Annotated in this window: 11 protein-coding genes; 5 read left to right on the forward strand and 6 right to left on the reverse strand. The window is 61.3% G+C overall.

All coding sequences use genetic code 11. The features are described 5' to 3' along the window. Nucleotides 1–92 precede the first annotated feature (92 nt). The 5 genes from C0058_RS23035 to C0058_RS23060 form a co-directional block, all read right to left on the reverse strand. Nucleotides 93–536 carry a hotdog fold thioesterase gene (locus C0058_RS23035; RefSeq protein ID WP_102369642.1) on the reverse strand — a complete coding sequence of 148 codons (444 nt, stop codon included), beginning with the start codon at nucleotides 534–536 and terminating at the stop codon, nucleotides 93–95. A gap of 31 nt (nucleotides 537–567) precedes the next feature. Continuing rightward, nucleotides 568–2,235 carry an AMP-binding protein gene (locus C0058_RS23040; RefSeq protein WP_102369643.1) on the reverse strand — a complete coding sequence of 556 codons (1,668 nt, stop codon included), beginning with the start codon at nucleotides 2,233–2,235 and terminating at the stop codon, nucleotides 568–570. Nucleotides 2,236–3,166: 931 nt separating this feature from the next. Continuing rightward, nucleotides 3,167–3,616 carry a phosphohistidine phosphatase SixA gene (gene sixA / locus C0058_RS23050; RefSeq protein ID WP_102369644.1) on the reverse strand — a complete coding sequence of 150 codons (450 nt, stop codon included), beginning with the start codon at nucleotides 3,614–3,616 and terminating at the stop codon, nucleotides 3,167–3,169. Beyond that, nucleotides 3,613–3,960 (reverse strand): DUF4389 domain-containing protein, encoded by a 348-nt coding sequence (locus C0058_RS23055; protein WP_003210547.1) that lies wholly within the window; start codon nucleotides 3,958–3,960, stop codon nucleotides 3,613–3,615. The genes sixA and C0058_RS23055 overlap by 4 nt, the downstream gene beginning before the upstream one ends. A 10-nt stretch (nucleotides 3,961–3,970) precedes the next feature. Then, nucleotides 3,971–4,996 (reverse strand): NAD(P)H-dependent glycerol-3-phosphate dehydrogenase, encoded by a 1,026-nt coding sequence (locus tag C0058_RS23060; RefSeq protein WP_003210548.1) that lies wholly within the window; start codon nucleotides 4,994–4,996, stop codon nucleotides 3,971–3,973. A gap of 195 nt (nucleotides 4,997–5,191) precedes the next feature. Between C0058_RS23060 and C0058_RS23065 the strand changes: the two genes are divergently transcribed. The 5 genes from C0058_RS23065 to fabB all read left to right on the forward strand — a co-directional run bounded on the left by C0058_RS23065 (nucleotide 5,192) and on the right by fabB (nucleotide 12,150). Beyond that, on the forward strand, nucleotides 5,192–7,324 hold the full coding sequence (locus C0058_RS23065) for a TonB-dependent siderophore receptor (protein ID WP_102369645.1): 2,133 nt from the start codon (nucleotides 5,192–5,194) through the stop codon (nucleotides 7,322–7,324). Between the two features lie 20 nt (nucleotides 7,325–7,344). Then, complete coding sequence (locus tag C0058_RS23070) at nucleotides 7,345–8,256, forward strand: ABC transporter substrate-binding protein (protein WP_052024261.1); 912 nt, start codon at nucleotides 7,345–7,347, stop codon at nucleotides 8,254–8,256. Beyond that, a complete protein-coding gene (locus C0058_RS23075; RefSeq protein WP_102369646.1) occupies nucleotides 8,253–10,154 on the forward strand; it encodes an ATP-binding protein in 1,902 nt (633 codons plus the stop codon). The genes C0058_RS23070 and C0058_RS23075 overlap by 4 nt, the downstream gene beginning before the upstream one ends. 248 nt (nucleotides 10,155–10,402) lie before the next feature. After that, the gene (fabA, locus tag C0058_RS23080; RefSeq protein ID WP_003210552.1) at nucleotides 10,403–10,918 is read left to right on the forward strand and encodes a 3-hydroxyacyl-[acyl-carrier-protein] dehydratase FabA; all 516 of its coding nucleotides are present in this window, start codon (nucleotides 10,403–10,405) and stop codon (nucleotides 10,916–10,918) included. 11 nt (nucleotides 10,919–10,929) lie between these two features. Beyond that, nucleotides 10,930–12,150, forward strand: a complete 1,221-nt coding sequence (gene fabB / locus C0058_RS23085) for a beta-ketoacyl-ACP synthase I (RefSeq protein WP_003210553.1) — start codon at nucleotides 10,930–10,932, stop codon at nucleotides 12,148–12,150. 505 nt (nucleotides 12,151–12,655) lie between these two features. Here fabB and C0058_RS23090 read toward each other — a convergent pair. Further along, nucleotides 12,656–14,281, reverse strand: coding sequence for a methyl-accepting chemotaxis protein (locus C0058_RS23090; protein ID WP_003210555.1), 1,626 nt, complete (start codon nucleotides 14,279–14,281; stop codon nucleotides 12,656–12,658). Nucleotides 14,282–14,384: the final 103 nt, after the last annotated feature.

Here is a 14,384-nt window from a genome sequence, read left to right on the forward strand (position 1 = left end):
TCCATCACCGTAAACAGAGTGTTGATTCTCCCCAGACCCGGCAGTCACGGCAATGACTGTAACTGCCAGGAATGATGACACTCACGCCACGCCTATCGGGCCGGCGGCTTCTCCCCCAGCGGTACCACGGCCATGGTCAGGCGCGATACACAGCTGGCCTTGCCTTCATCGCTGGTCAGGCGGATGTCCCACACGTGGGTGGTGCGCCCGATATGAATCGGCTTGGCCACCGCCGTCACCCGCCCGCTGCGCAAGCCGCGCAGGTGGTTGGCGTTGATTTCCAGGCCCACGCAATAGAACTTGCTGGCGTCGATGCACAGGTAACTGGCCATGGAGCCCACGGTTTCCGCGAGTACCACCGACGCGCCGCCGTGCAGCAGGCCGTAGGGTTGATGGGTGCGGTGGTCGATCACCATGCTGGCCGTCAGGGACTCGTCGTCAAAACGTTCAAAGCGGATATCCAGTACTTCACCGATGGTGTTTTTCTGAATCGCATTCAGTTGCTCGATATTCGGTTGGGTGCGCCACAGGCTCATTGATCGGTCCTTATTGGTTTTATGTCAGTGCTCAATCCTGCCACAGCACGGCTTCGGAGCGCTCGCTCCAGGCCAGGAACTGCGACCCGTAGGCTGATTCAATCACGTTGCGCTTGATCTTCAAGGTCGGCGTGAGAAAACCGTTTTCCACCGCCCAACTGTCTTTCACCACCACCAGTTGGCGCAAGCGCTCATGTTTATCCAGCACCTGGTTGACCTCTTCCAGCAAGCGTTCAAGGCTGCCCTGCAAAGCCTGGCGCCCAGCGCCTGCGGCATCTTGCAGGCCCACGGCAGATAACACGCACAGGCCCATGGGCGCACTCAAGCCATCGCCCACCACGCACACCTGCTCGATGCGTGCATGTTCGGCCAGGCGGTTTTCAATCGGCGCCGGGGCCACGTATTTGCCTTTGCTGGTCTTGAAGATTTCCTTGAGCCGCCCGGTCAGCCGCAGGCGGCCATCGGTGCCCTGCTCGCCCTTGTCGCCGGTGCGCAGGAAGCCGTCGGCGGTGAGGGTCTCGGCAGTTTTTGCCGGGTCCTTGTAATAACCGAGCATGGTCGCGCCGCTGCGTACCTGGACTTCGCCGTCGTCACCGATGCGTACTTCGACGTCCGGGCATGGCGGGCCTATCCAGCCGAGTTTCTGCTGGCCGGGGCGGCACACGTGGGAGTAGCCGCAGCTTTCGGTCATGCCATAGACCTCCAGCACATCCAGGCCCAGCCGGCGATACCAGACCAACAGTGCTTCGGGCACGGGGGCTGCGCCGGAGATCGCCACGCGCACAGCGTCCAGGCCCAACCCGGCGAGTACTTTGTGGCCGACCCGCTTGCCGATGAAGGGCAGGCGCAGCAAGGTATCGAGGCGGCTTGCGGGGATTTTGCTATAGACGCCCATCTGGAATTTGGTCCAGATCCGCGGTACGCCGAACAGCGCTGTTGGCCTCGCCCGTTTGAGGTCTGTCAGAAAAGTGTCGAGGCTCTCGGCGAAAAATACTGTCTGTCCGGTGTAGATCGAGGCCATCTCCACGAACATGCGTTCGGCGACGTGGCACAGCGGCAGGTAGGACAGCAGGCGGTCGCCCTCCCCCAGGCCGAACAGTTCAGTGCCGCGGATGGCCGCGAAGGCCAGCGCGCCGAAGCTGTGCATCACGCCCTTGGGCAGGCCGGTGGTGCCGGAGGTGTAGATGATGGTGGCTAGATCGGATGCTGCGGGCGCGGGGTTGTCCTGAATGGGTGAGCAGGCTTGCAGGTCGGCCCAGGTGAAATCGAATTCGCCATCGGGGCACAGCGGCAGGCTGATGGTGGGCAGGTCGGCCTTTACTCCGGCGGACATGGCGGGCCAGTCGTCCAGTTTGCCGATAAATGCCAGTGCGGCTTCGGAATGCTCGAGTACGTGGGCGACGGAGTCGGCGGTGAGGTTGGGGTAGAGCGGGACCGAGACGTGGCCGGCCATCCAGATGGCGAGGTCGGCGATGATCCAGTGGGCGCAGTTTTTCGAGATCAGGGCGATGTGGGAGCCCTGGGGCAGGTCGCGGGCTCGCAGCCAGTGGGCGGCGCAGCGGGCCTGGTGACCGGCTTCGGCCCAGGTGAGGGTTTGGACCTCACCGCCTTTGATGGGCTGAACCAGGAATCGTTGCCGTGGGTGGCGGGCTTCGCGGTCGAAGAAGACTTGCAGCGGCAAACGAATAGCGACAGACATGGACGCGCTCCTTTGTGTTCCGATGGTAGCCAACCAAGCACTTGCTTGGCTGACTATTTCATGGGAGCGCGGGGGGTGCAAGTTCTGCTGTTTTTGGGGGCATATCCGTTATTCAGGTAACGGCCGCTTATGGTTCCGCTCTTACAGCGGCTCACTTTTGAACAGCGCAAAAGTAAGCAAAACGCTCTTGCCCCACCACTCGGCTCCTCGCCTAGGCTCGGAGTGCCCTCACTCCGGCTTTGGACCGTGGGCCGCCGTCATGGGCCATCCTTGGCCCAGGACGGCTAACCCGGCGTCCTGCCGGGTTACCCACGCTCCAAAGCCTGCGTTCGGCCAGCGTGGTTTAACGGGGCGCCTAAGATCAAAATCAAAAGCAGATCAAGAGCACAGCGGCCTACCGGCCGGCTTGAGTGTTAAAAGCAAAGACCAGAGCGAAAACAGATCTGCTTTTATGTGGGAGCGGGCTTGCTCGCGAAAAACCTGAGGTCGCCGCGCTGAATCAGAATGCCCGCGTCATCGTTAACGACCTTCGCGAGCAAGCCCGCTCCCACATTTGGACCGTGCCCGCCTTAGATTTTGCTTTTAACACTCAAGCCGGCCGGGAGGCCGCTGTGCTCTTGCCTTTGATCTGCTTTTGATCTTGATCTGCGGGCCCCGTCAACCACGATGGCCGCAAGTAGGCACGGTGGAGCGGGTAAATCGGCAAGGATGCCGATTTAGCCGCGCCGGGCCATGGATGGCCCGTCGCGGCGGCCCGCGGAACCGGGCCGGAGTGCGGGCATGCCGAGCCTAAGCGAGGCACCGAGTGGTGGGGCAAAGCGTTTTTTGGTTACTTTTTTAGGCGTTTGTAAAAAAGTGACCCGCTGTAAGAGCGGAACCATAAGTGGCCGTTACCGAAGAAACGGATATGTACCCAAAACCAAACCCAATCTTAAGGATTCCGAACACTCAAAAGACTCATCAACCCCGCCAACGGAAAGTCCCCTTCCAACTCCGCCAGACTCGCCGTACTCATAGGCTGCGGCTGCCGCAAATGCCCATGCTGCAAATAACTGATCAGCCCCCCCACAAACGGCTGATGGCTAACCAGCAACACATCATCGTCATTGTCGAGATGCTTGAGCACCTCCAGCGGATTACTCTCCGGCGTCAACCAAGGCACAGTGCGGATCTCAGGCTCAAACCCCAACGCCTCCCGCACCAACTGCGCCGTCTGCTGCGCCCGCACATACGGACTGGCAATAATCGCCCGCACAGGCTGCCCAATCAGATGCCCCGCACTGCGCAACACCTCATCGCGCCCATGGGCCGTCAAATTACGCTCGGCATCCGTACGCGCATGCCCCTCGGCCTCACCGTGACGCAACACCCACACCTTCATAGCTTGGGTTCCTCATCACGCGCCGGATGCGGTGCAGGCGGCACACTGTGAGCAGCCTCACCTTCCGGTGCACGGGGCGTCGGCCAATCTGCAAACGGCCAAGGCTTCTGATCACTGTGAAAACTGCCAAACCGCCCAATCTGCGCCAAAAACTGACTCAGGCTGTCACCAAAATTCATCAGCCCCAGGTTCGGCGCCCCATACACCAGGCGATAAACCAGTTGCACCACCACCAGCGCGCCCAGCAGAAACTGCGCCACTTGCCACACCAGGGCAAACACCAGCATCCACAGGACACGCAGGCCGATGGACTCGTACTTGGGTGCTGCTTTCGGATCGTTCATGACGCGTTCCTCAGTTGAAACCACTGGTGGAAATAAAGTCGACATCGGTTTTAGGCTCGGCGCGCATCAGCAACTCGATGACCTGGTTCAAGGTGCGCCCTTCAAACAGGATCGCGTGCAACCCGGCAACCAGCGGCATATACACCCCGACCTCCTGAGACTTGGCCTTCAGCACCTTCAGGGTGTTGACGCCTTCCGCCACTTCGCCCAAACGCGTCACGGCGTCTTCCAGGCTCAAGCCCTGGCCAAGGGCAAAACCGACCTGATAGTTGCGGCTTTTCGGTGACGAGCAGGTGACGATCAGGTCGCCCACACCCGCCAGGCCAAGGAAGGTCATCGGGTTGGCGCCCTGATTGACCGCAAACCGGGTCATCTCGGCCAGGGCGCGAGTGATCAGCATGCTCTTGGTGTTTTCACCCATGCCCAGCGCAACCGCCATGCCGGCGATGATCGCGTAGACGTTCTTCAACGCCCCGCCCAGCTCGACGCCGAAACGGTCGGCACTGGCGTACACGCGGAAGGTGCGACCGTGCAGCACCTCCTGCACCCGCTCGCAGAGTTCTTCGTCTTCACTGGCGATCACCGTGGCGGTCAGCGCGTGCTCAGCCACTTCCCGCGCCAGGTTCGGCCCGGACAACACGCCAATCCGCGCTTCGGGGGCGATTTCTTCAAGGATCTCGCTCATCAACTTGAAGGTGTGCGCCTCAATGCCCTTGGTCAGGCTCACCAGCAGCTTGCCCGCCAGCCGCTCGGCATGGGGTGCAAGCACCGAACGCAGGGCGCTGGAGGGCAGCGCGACGAAGCACAGGTCGCACTCGTCCAGCGTCGCCTGTAAATCAGTCACCGGCTCCACGGCCGGCAGAATCTTGATGCCTTTAAGGTAACGGGGGTTTTCCCGGTTGACCCGAATGGCTTCGGCTTGCTCGGGGTCACGCATCCATTGACGCACCCGGTGACCATTTTCAGCCAGCAGATTAGCCACGGCGGTACCAAAACTTCCGCCTCCCAGGACCGCAATAGGGCGCTGTTCAGTCATATGCAATCCGTTAATCCATAGCAGTGGCGATGGCCGCATTATACGGAGCGACCCGCCTGCGGCCAGCCCCCGCGTCAATTCAAACGCTTGTCGGAAAATGCGACATTTGTGCGAAGTAATTACAGGGCCGACGACTGGCAAAAGGCCCCACCTCAGTTAACATGGGCGGCTATCCGTAATTATCAAGGCCGTGCCGTGTATTTGGGCCCTCCTCCTCGCTCATCCCTTCTGCTGACGTTGTTGTGCATGCCGTGGTGCAGTGTGCCGGTGCTGGCTGACGACCTGTTCCTCGACAGCCAGCCGCTGCCGCAGGTGCTGACCGCCACCCGGCTCAAGCAATCGGCCGCCGCCGTGCCCGGCAGCATGACGGTGATCGACAGCGAGCTGATCAAGGCCAGCGGCGCACGGGATATCCCCGAACTGCTGCGGCTGGTGCCCGGGATGATGGTCGGCTACACCACCGGCAACCAGGCCGCCGTGAATTACCACGGCACCCAGGCGGGCGATGCGCGGCGCATGCAGGTGTTGATCGATGGGCGCTCGGTGTACCGCGCGGGCCTGGCCACGGTGGACTGGAGCGATATTCCGGTAGCCCTGGAAGACATCGACCGCATGGAGGTCTTCCGCGGCCCCAATACCGTCAGCTACGGCGCCAACGCGCTGATGGCCGTCGTCAACATCCTCACCCGCTCGCCGGCCAACAGCCATGGCACGCGGATGAAACTCACCCAGGGCGGCCGAGGGATCAACGACTGGTACGCCAGCCAGGGCATGGGCTGGGACACCGGCGATTTGCGCCTGTCACTCTCCGGTCAACAGGACGATGGCTTTGACAGCGACCGCGTGGGCGCTGACCGCCGCGACGGGCGCCGCCTGAACCGCTTCAGCCTGGCCGTGAGCCAGACCCTGAATGCGCAACAAAGCATCGACTGGCAACTGGACGCCAAGGAAGGCACCAACCAGCGCCCTTACACCTACCAACCGGTGTTCGACGGGATTACCGAAGGCGGTAACAATTCCGACGTCAGCGCCAAGGACTATGCCGGTTCCCTGCGCTGGAACTTCGACTTCAACCCCGATCACAGCCTGTATATCCAGGGTTCGGCCCAGCAATGGGATCGCCGGCAGATCTGGCGCGCGTGCGATGCCAAGGTCTCGTTCAGCCCGGAACTGACGCAGCTGTGGCAGCTCAACCCCAACTATGCCGAGCGACTGGCCCGGCACATGAACAACTTCAACCCAGGCAACCTTCCACCCGGCAGCGCCGCCGAGCAGGCACTGGCCCGCCAGGTGCTCCAGCAATGGGGGGACGGCGGCAAGGACCCGGTCTGCGGCAACATCGACCAAAGCACCAAGGAAAGCCGCTACGACCTGGAGCTGCAAGACACCCTCAGCCTGTCCGACAGCCTGCGCCTGGTCAGCGGCATGAACTACCGCTACGACCGCGCCGACTCCGACACCTACTTCAACGGCACCCTGGACGACACCACCTGGCGCCTGTTCGGCCACCTGGAATGGCGGGCCAGCGAACACTGGCTGCTGCAGGGCGGCGCGATGTACGAAGACACTCACCTGAGCGGCAACTCGCTGACGCCACGGGTGGCCGTCAACTACCTGATCAACCCGCGCCACGGCCTGCGCGCGGTGTACTCCGAAGCCATTCGCTCCCCGGACATGTTCGAGAACAACGTCAACTGGAGCTACCGCGTCACCAACCTCAGCTCGCCGGCCTACGGCCAGAACTCCGGCCAATACTTCGTGGTGACCCGTGGCCCGGGCAACCTCGACAAAGAGCTGATGCGCTCCCGGGAGCTGGGCTACAACGGCTTTTTTGCCGACATCGGGCTGAACGTCGACGTGAAGCTGTTCTACGACGAAATCAGCGAAATGGTCAGCGAGCCGCTGCGCAACAACCAGTACATCGCCAGCAACTCGAACAGCTCGCGCTTTACCGGCACCGAAACCCAGCTCGACTGGCACATGAGCACCGCCGACCGGCTGCGCGTCACCTATGCTTATGTGGATGCCAGCGCCACCAACCCCCTGGACAGGCAGCAGACCGCGCGCAACAGCGGCTCGGCCGGCTGGATGCGGGAATGGGGCCATGGCTGGTCCAGCGCGGTGTTCTACTATGGCGACGATGCGCTCAACCAGTATCGCTTCGAACGGGTCGACCTGCGGGTGGCCAAGCGCATTGCCTTGGGCAAAGCCAACGTGGAGCTGGCCGGCATGTTGCAACAACGCCTCGACAATCAGCCCACCACCTGGCCCGACAACAACTATGACCAACGCCACGTGCTCTACTTCAGTGCGGAGTTAGAGTTCTAGTGGACAGCGACTCGTCACGGATGACCCTGCCCTTTACCGCCCGGCTCTGGCGGTGCTGTGTGTTGCTTGGGGTTTTACTGTTCGGCGCACCGACATGGGCAGCGGATATCCTGCTGACCGCCGACGAAGACGGCCCGGGCGTACAAACATTCGTCCAGGCCCTGGCCCTGCAGCGTCCCGAAGACAGCGTGAAGTTCACCCCGCTCAAGGACCTGCCCGCCCCCGCAAACTTGCCGACCAGCACCCGCCTGATCCTGCTGGACCTGCCCAGCCTTGATTGGCGCCTGCAAGACGCCCAGGGCCCACCGACCCTGGTGCTGCGCATCAGCCGCCTGCAAGCGCGCCAGCGCCTGGGTGCCACGTTGCCTGCGAAGATCAGCCTGCTGTGGAGCGACCCACCGCTGGACCGACAACTGCGCCTGATCACCGGCATCCTGCCTCAGGCCCGGCGCATCGGCGTGCTCTATGGCATCGACAGCGAGTTCCTGCTGCGCGAGCTGCGCCAGTACGCCGCGCCCATGGGCCTGGAGATCGTGCCCCAGCTTTGGGAAAACATTAATGACAGTCGCCCGCTGCAAAGCCTGTTCAAGAACAGCGACGTCTTGCTGGGGCTGGATGATCCCCAGCTGTACAACCCGAAAACCGCGAAAAACCTGCTGCTCAGCAGCTACGCCAGGCAATTGCCACTGGTCGGGCCCAACGCCGGGTTCGTCAAGGCCGGCAGCCTGGCCAGCACCTACAGCGATCAGACCGACTGGCTGGATGTGCTCGACCGCCTGCTGGATCATGCGCCGGCCAGTTGGCCGCGCTCGCTGTACCCGGAACGTTTCAAAGTCGTAGGCAACCCGCAGGTTGCGCGCTCACTGGGGATCGAACAGGTGGACGAAACCAACGTCGCCGCCCGCCTGGCCGAAGGAGAAAAACGCCCATGACATTTCGTCGCCGTTGGGACATCAACACCCGGACCCAGCTCATTACCCTGGGCCCGGCACTCCTGCTGACGCTGCTGTTGATCAGCTTCTTCACCTTCGTGCGGATCCAGGACCTGCGCCAGGAACTGGACCACACCGGCCAGTTGATCGCCAACCAACTGGCGCCGGCCACCGAATACGGGGTGATTTCCGGCAACAACGACGTGCTTGAAAGCCTGTTGCGGGCCACCCTCGCCACGCCGCACGTGCGCTTCCTGGAGATTCAGGACAGCGCAGAAAATATCCTGGTGTATGTCGAGCAACCGTCGGAGAAGCACGATCGCTCGCTGTCGGTGAAAGTCTTCCAGGCGCCGATTCGCCTGCAACATATCCAGCTGGGCAATGACTTCTTCCAGGACAGTACTGCCGAGCCCAAGGCCCCGCGCGCGGACTACCTGGGGCGAGTGATTGTCGGCATGTCCAACGATGCGTTCAGCCAGCGCCAGCAGGAAATCCTGTTCAAGGCCGGGATTCTCGCGCTGTTCGCCCTGCTGTTTACCTTCCTGCTGGCCCGGCGCCTGGCGGCCAGCCTGTCGCAACCGATCAGCGCCATGGGCAATGCGGTCAAGGCGATCCAGCAGGGCGATTACCAGACGCCGCTGCCCATCGTGGATGACTCGGAGCTGGGCGACCTGTCGCGCCACATCAATAACCTCGCCGATGGCTTGAACCAGGCCAGTCGTGAACAGCACCAGGCCATGGCCCAGTTGATCCAGACCCGCGAAGAAGCCGAGCGGGCGAACAATGCCAAGTCGGACTTCCTGGCGATGATGAGCCATGAATTGCGCACGCCGATGAATGGGGTGCTGGGCATGCTGCAACTGCTGGAAACCACCGACATGACCGAGGAACAGACCGAATACGCGGCACTGGCCTCGGAGTCCACCGAACACCTGCTGAAGGTGATCAACGACATCCTCGACTTCTCGCGCATCGAGCGCGCGGCCCTGGAGCTTGAGCACATTCCGTTCGACCTGGTGGAGCTGATCAGCAGTTGCGCCCAGGCCTTCCAGCACGCCGCCCAACAACGCGGGCTGGCGCTCGAAGTGCCGATCCCCCAGGGCCTGGGCTCGCTGCAAGTACAGGGCGACCCGACCCGCATCCGGCAGATTTTGGTGAACCTGATCGGCAATGCCCTGAAGTTCACCGAGCAGGGCACCGTCACCGTCGAACCCCACTGGCAGACCCTGGACCATGAATTGCTGTGGTTCACCTGCACCGTGCGCGATAGCGGGATTGGCATTTCCGCCGAGCGCCTGGAACTGATGTTCGATGCGTTCCAGCAAGCCGACAGTTCCATTTCAAGACGTTACGGCGGCACCGGACTGGGACTGCCTATCGCACGCACCCTGGCCGAACGCATGGGCGGCACCCTGCGCGCCCAGAGCGAAGAAGGCCACGGCTCGGTGTTTACCCTGGAAATTCCGCTGGCGATCTACCAGCAGAGCTTGCCGGTGCTCGCGCCGAATACCGAAGGCAATGGCCGTGCGGGCGAAGGGCGCAACGTGTTGCTGGTGGAAGACAACCCGGTCAATCGCACGGTGGTCGAAGCCATGCTGCGCAGCCTGGGGTTCGAGGTGAGCATCGCCACCGACGGCGCCGAAGCGATTCGCAGCGCCGAGAGCCTGATTTTTACCGCAATCCTGATGGACTGCCGACTGCCGGGCATCGATGGCTACGAGGCTACCCGGCAGATTCGCCAGTTGCCCGGTTGCGCCGAGCTGCCAATCATTGCCCTCACGGCCAATGCCTTGCAGGGCGATCGCGAAGCCTGCCTGGCAGCTGGAATGAACGATTACCTGGCAAAGCCGTTCAAACGCACGGATTTGCAGCAAATCCTGCAGAGATGGGTGCAGTAACACGGTGCCATCAGCCAACTGCGACTGGCGTGAAAGACGAAAGTGCGGCAGTCTTAGGCACCCGAACGGGCCCGTAAACCGGCCCGGTTTATAATTTCAGTGCACAAGTGTACATTCATGACCTTGACGCTGTGACTTTCACTACAACGCAATAGTCTATGTGTAGGCTGCCGATATGAGGCATGAACGCTTCAGTCGGCCGGGAAGATTTGCCCTGCCCTGCCGCATGGGATTATTGAGGAGCTCGCATGACCAAACAAAACGCCTTTACTCGGGAAGACCTGCTGCGCTGCAGTCGCGGTGAGCTGTTCGGCCCAGGTAACGCGCAACTGCCCGCCCCGAACATGCTGATGGTGGATCGCATCACCCATATCAGCGAAGAGGGTGGCAAGTACGGCAAAGGTGAATTGGTCGCCGAGCTGGATATCACCCCTGACCTGTGGTTTTTCGCCTGCCATTTCGAAGGCGATCCGGTGATGCCGGGCTGCCTGGGCCTTGACGCCATGTGGCAGCTGGTCGGTTTCTACCTGGGCTGGCAAGGCCTGCCGGGCCGCGGTCGCGCCCTGGGTTCGGGCGAAGTGAAGTTCTTTGGCCAGGTCTTGCCGACCGCCAAGAAAGTCACTTACAACATTCAAATCAAGCGCGTCCTCAAGGGCAAGCTGAACCTGGCCATTGCCGATGGTTCGGTGACTGTCGACGGTCGCGAGATTTATACTGCCGAAGGCCTTCGGGTCGGCGTATTCACTTCCACTGACAACTTTTAAGGGTTATCCGCATGCGCCGCGTCGTTATCACTGGTCTGGGCATTGTTTCGTGCCTGGGCAATGACAAAGAGACCGTCTCCGCTAACCTGCGTGCAAGTCGCCCTGGCATCCGCTTCAACCCGGAATATGCCGAAATGGGTCTGCGTAGCCAGGTTTCCGGCTCCATCGACCTGCCCCTCGAAGAGCTGATTGATCGCAAGATCTATCGCTTCGTCGGCCACGCAGCCGCTTACGCCTACCTGGCCATGAAGGACGCGATCACCGATTCCGGCCTGAGCGAAGACCAGGTGTCCAACGTACGCACCGGTCTGATCGCCGGTTCCGGTGGCGCGTCGACCTTGAACCAGATGGAAGCGCTGGACATCCTGCGCGAGAAAGGCGTCAAGCGCGTTGGCCCGTACCGCGTCACGCGGACCATGGGCAGCACCGTTTCCGCCTGCCTGGCCACGCCGTTCAAGATCAAGGGCGTGAACTACTCGATCTCCTCCGCTTGCGCCACCAGTGCTCACTGCATCGGTACCGCTGTAGAGCAGATCCAGTTGGGCAAGCAGGACATCGTATTTGCCGGCGGCGGTGAAGAAGAACATTGGAGCCAGTCGTTCCTGTTCGACGCCATGGGCGCCCTGTCGACCCAGTACAACGAAACCCCGGACAAAGCCTCCCGCGCCTATGACAAGAACCGTGATGGTTTCGTCATTGCCGGCGGTGGCGGCATGGTGGTGGTCGAGGAGCTGGAACACGCCCTGGCCCGTGGTGCGAAGATCTACGCGGAAATCGTCGGCTACGGCGCGACGTCCGACGGCTACGACATGGTTGCGCCAAGCGGCGAAGGCGCCATCCGCTGCATGCAGATGGCCATGTCCACCGTTGATACCCCGATCGACTACCTGAACACCCACGGTACTTCGACTCCGGTCGGCGACTCCAAGGAAATGGAAGGCGTGCGTGCGGTATTCGGCGACAAGGCTCCGGCGATCAGCTCTACCAAGAGCCTGTCGGGTCACTCCCTGGGCGCCGCTGGCGTTCACGAAGCGATCTACTGCCTGCTGATGATGGAAGGCAACTTCATGGCGGGTTCTGCCAACATCGAGGAACTGGACCCGGACGTGGCTGACATGCCTATCCTGACCAAGACTCGTGAAGATGCGACCATCAATACAGTGATGAGCAACAGCTTCGGCTTTGGTGGCACTAACGCCACCCTGGTGCTGAAACGCTGGCAGGGTAAGTAAGCTCTCGCAGCTTGATCGCCTGAAAACGCCCCGACTGGTTCGGGGCGTTTTTTTACCCGTTTACCGCGCTTACAGTGGCTCACTTTTGAAAGCCGGAATGCGTGCCCAGTCAAAAGTAAGCAAAACGCTCTTGCCCGATCACTCGGCACCTCGCTCAGGCTTGAGTGTTTAGAAGCAAAATCAAAAGCTAAAACGGGCACGGTCCAATGTGGGAGCGGGCTTGCTCGCGAAGGTCGTTAACGATGACGCTGGCATCCTGATTCAACGCGGCGTTCTCAGGTTTTCGCCGGCAAGCCGGCTCCGACAGAAAAGCGGTTCTGCTTTTGCTTCTAACACTCAGGTCGGCTTCCAGGCCGCCGTGCTCTTGCTTTTGATCTTAGGCGCCCCGCCGACAGGCGGGGCAGAGCGCTTTGGTTACTTTGCCGCTTTTTTGCAAAGTGACTCGCTGTAAGAGCGAAACCATAAGCCGCCGTGACCGCAGCAACGGATATGCCCACCCAACAACCTAAACCGAAAACCGAGCCACCATCGTGTTGAGATCCACCGCCAACCGCGACAACTCCTGGCTCGCCGCACTGGTCTGGTTCGCCCCCGCCGACGTCTGCTGTGCCAAATCGCGAATATTCATCAAATTGCGATCCACCTCCCGCGCCACCGCCGCCTGTTCTTCCGAGGCACTGGCAATCACCAGGTTGCGCTCATTGATCAGGGTAAACGCCGAAGCAATCTCCTCCAGCGCCGTCCCCGCCGACTTGGCGATATCCAACGTTGACCGCGCCCGAGTATTGCTCTGCTGCATGGAGCTGACAGCCTGATCAGTCCCCTGCTGAATCCCACTGATCATCTGCTCGATTTCCTGGGTCGACTGCTGCGTACGATGCGCCAAGGCACGCACCTCATCCGCCACCACCGCAAACCCACGCCCGGCATCCCCAGCTCGCGCCGCTTCGATGGCGGCATTCAGCGCCAGCAAATTGGTCTGCTCGGCAATCGAACGAATCACATCCAGCACCTTGCTGATGCCATATACCTTCTGCGCCAGGTCCTCCACCTGAGTCGCATTGGCCGTCACATCATCCGCCAGGGACTCAATCGACAACACCGTCTGATGCACCTGCTCGCGCCCGTGCTGAGCGATACGATCCGACTCCCGCGATGCCTGGGACGTAGCCACCGCGTTGCTCGCCACCTCCTCCACCGCCGCCGTCATCTGGTTCACCGCAGTAGCCGCCTGCTCGATTTCCTGACTCTGCTGATGCAACCCACGGGTGGCATCTTCGGTCACGCAACTAAGCTCTTCGGAAGCCGACGCCAACTGGCTGGACGAATCGGAAATACGCCGAATGGTTTCCCGCAGGCTCTCCTGCATGCTTTTCAGCGCCTGCTGCAAACGCGCCGGCTCATCCTGGCCGCTGACAGTAATCACCCCGGTCAGATCGCCACTGGCCACACCCTGGGCGACTTTCAAAGACTGGGATAACGGCAGCACAATACTGCGGGTCAGCAACAATGCCAGGCCGATGGTGATCAGCGCCGTCACGGCAATCATGCCAACCACCCAACTGCGCGATTGCGTGAACACACTTTGCGCCAGGCTCGCCGCCTGATTGGCACTGACCTTGTTCAACGTCACCAGCTCACGCAGGGTACCGGCCAGTTCGTCGGCCAACTGGTTCATCTCGCCGTTGACCACCTTGATCGCGTCTTCCAACTGATTCGCCCGGGAAAACGCCATCACCTGTTCCTGGCGCTGCAGGTAACGCTCTTCCTCGGTTTTAAAGCGATCGAACAGCACCCGCTCTTCTGGCAGCACGATCAAGCCTTCATAGAGGGACTGAGCCTTGTGCAGGCCGCTTTTCAGCTCGGTGATTTTCTGCTCATTCTGCGTGATTGCCTGCGGGTCGCGGTTAAGCAGTAGCCGCAACGTCAGGGCCCGCACCCGCAGCAGGTCCTGATTCATCTCGCCGACCGCCATCACGCTGGGCAGCCAGTTGTTTTCCACCTGGTCAGACTGCTGGCGCATATTGCCCATCTGCAACAAGGCGAACCCGCCCAGGGCAAACACCATCAGCGCCAGCAAACCAAACCCCAGGCCGGCGCGAGGGGCGATATTCAGACTTCTGATATTCATGCTCGGAATCCTTCCAAAAGCGCTGCATCCACCTGCAGCGGGCTCTTGAAAGGTATCGGCGAGTTGAGACGTTTGCCTAAGACGAAAACGCGATATCAAAACG

It is taken from the genome of Pseudomonas sp. NC02, assembly GCF_002874965.1.
Taxonomy (GTDB): Bacteria; Pseudomonadota; Gammaproteobacteria; order Pseudomonadales; family Pseudomonadaceae; genus Aquipseudomonas.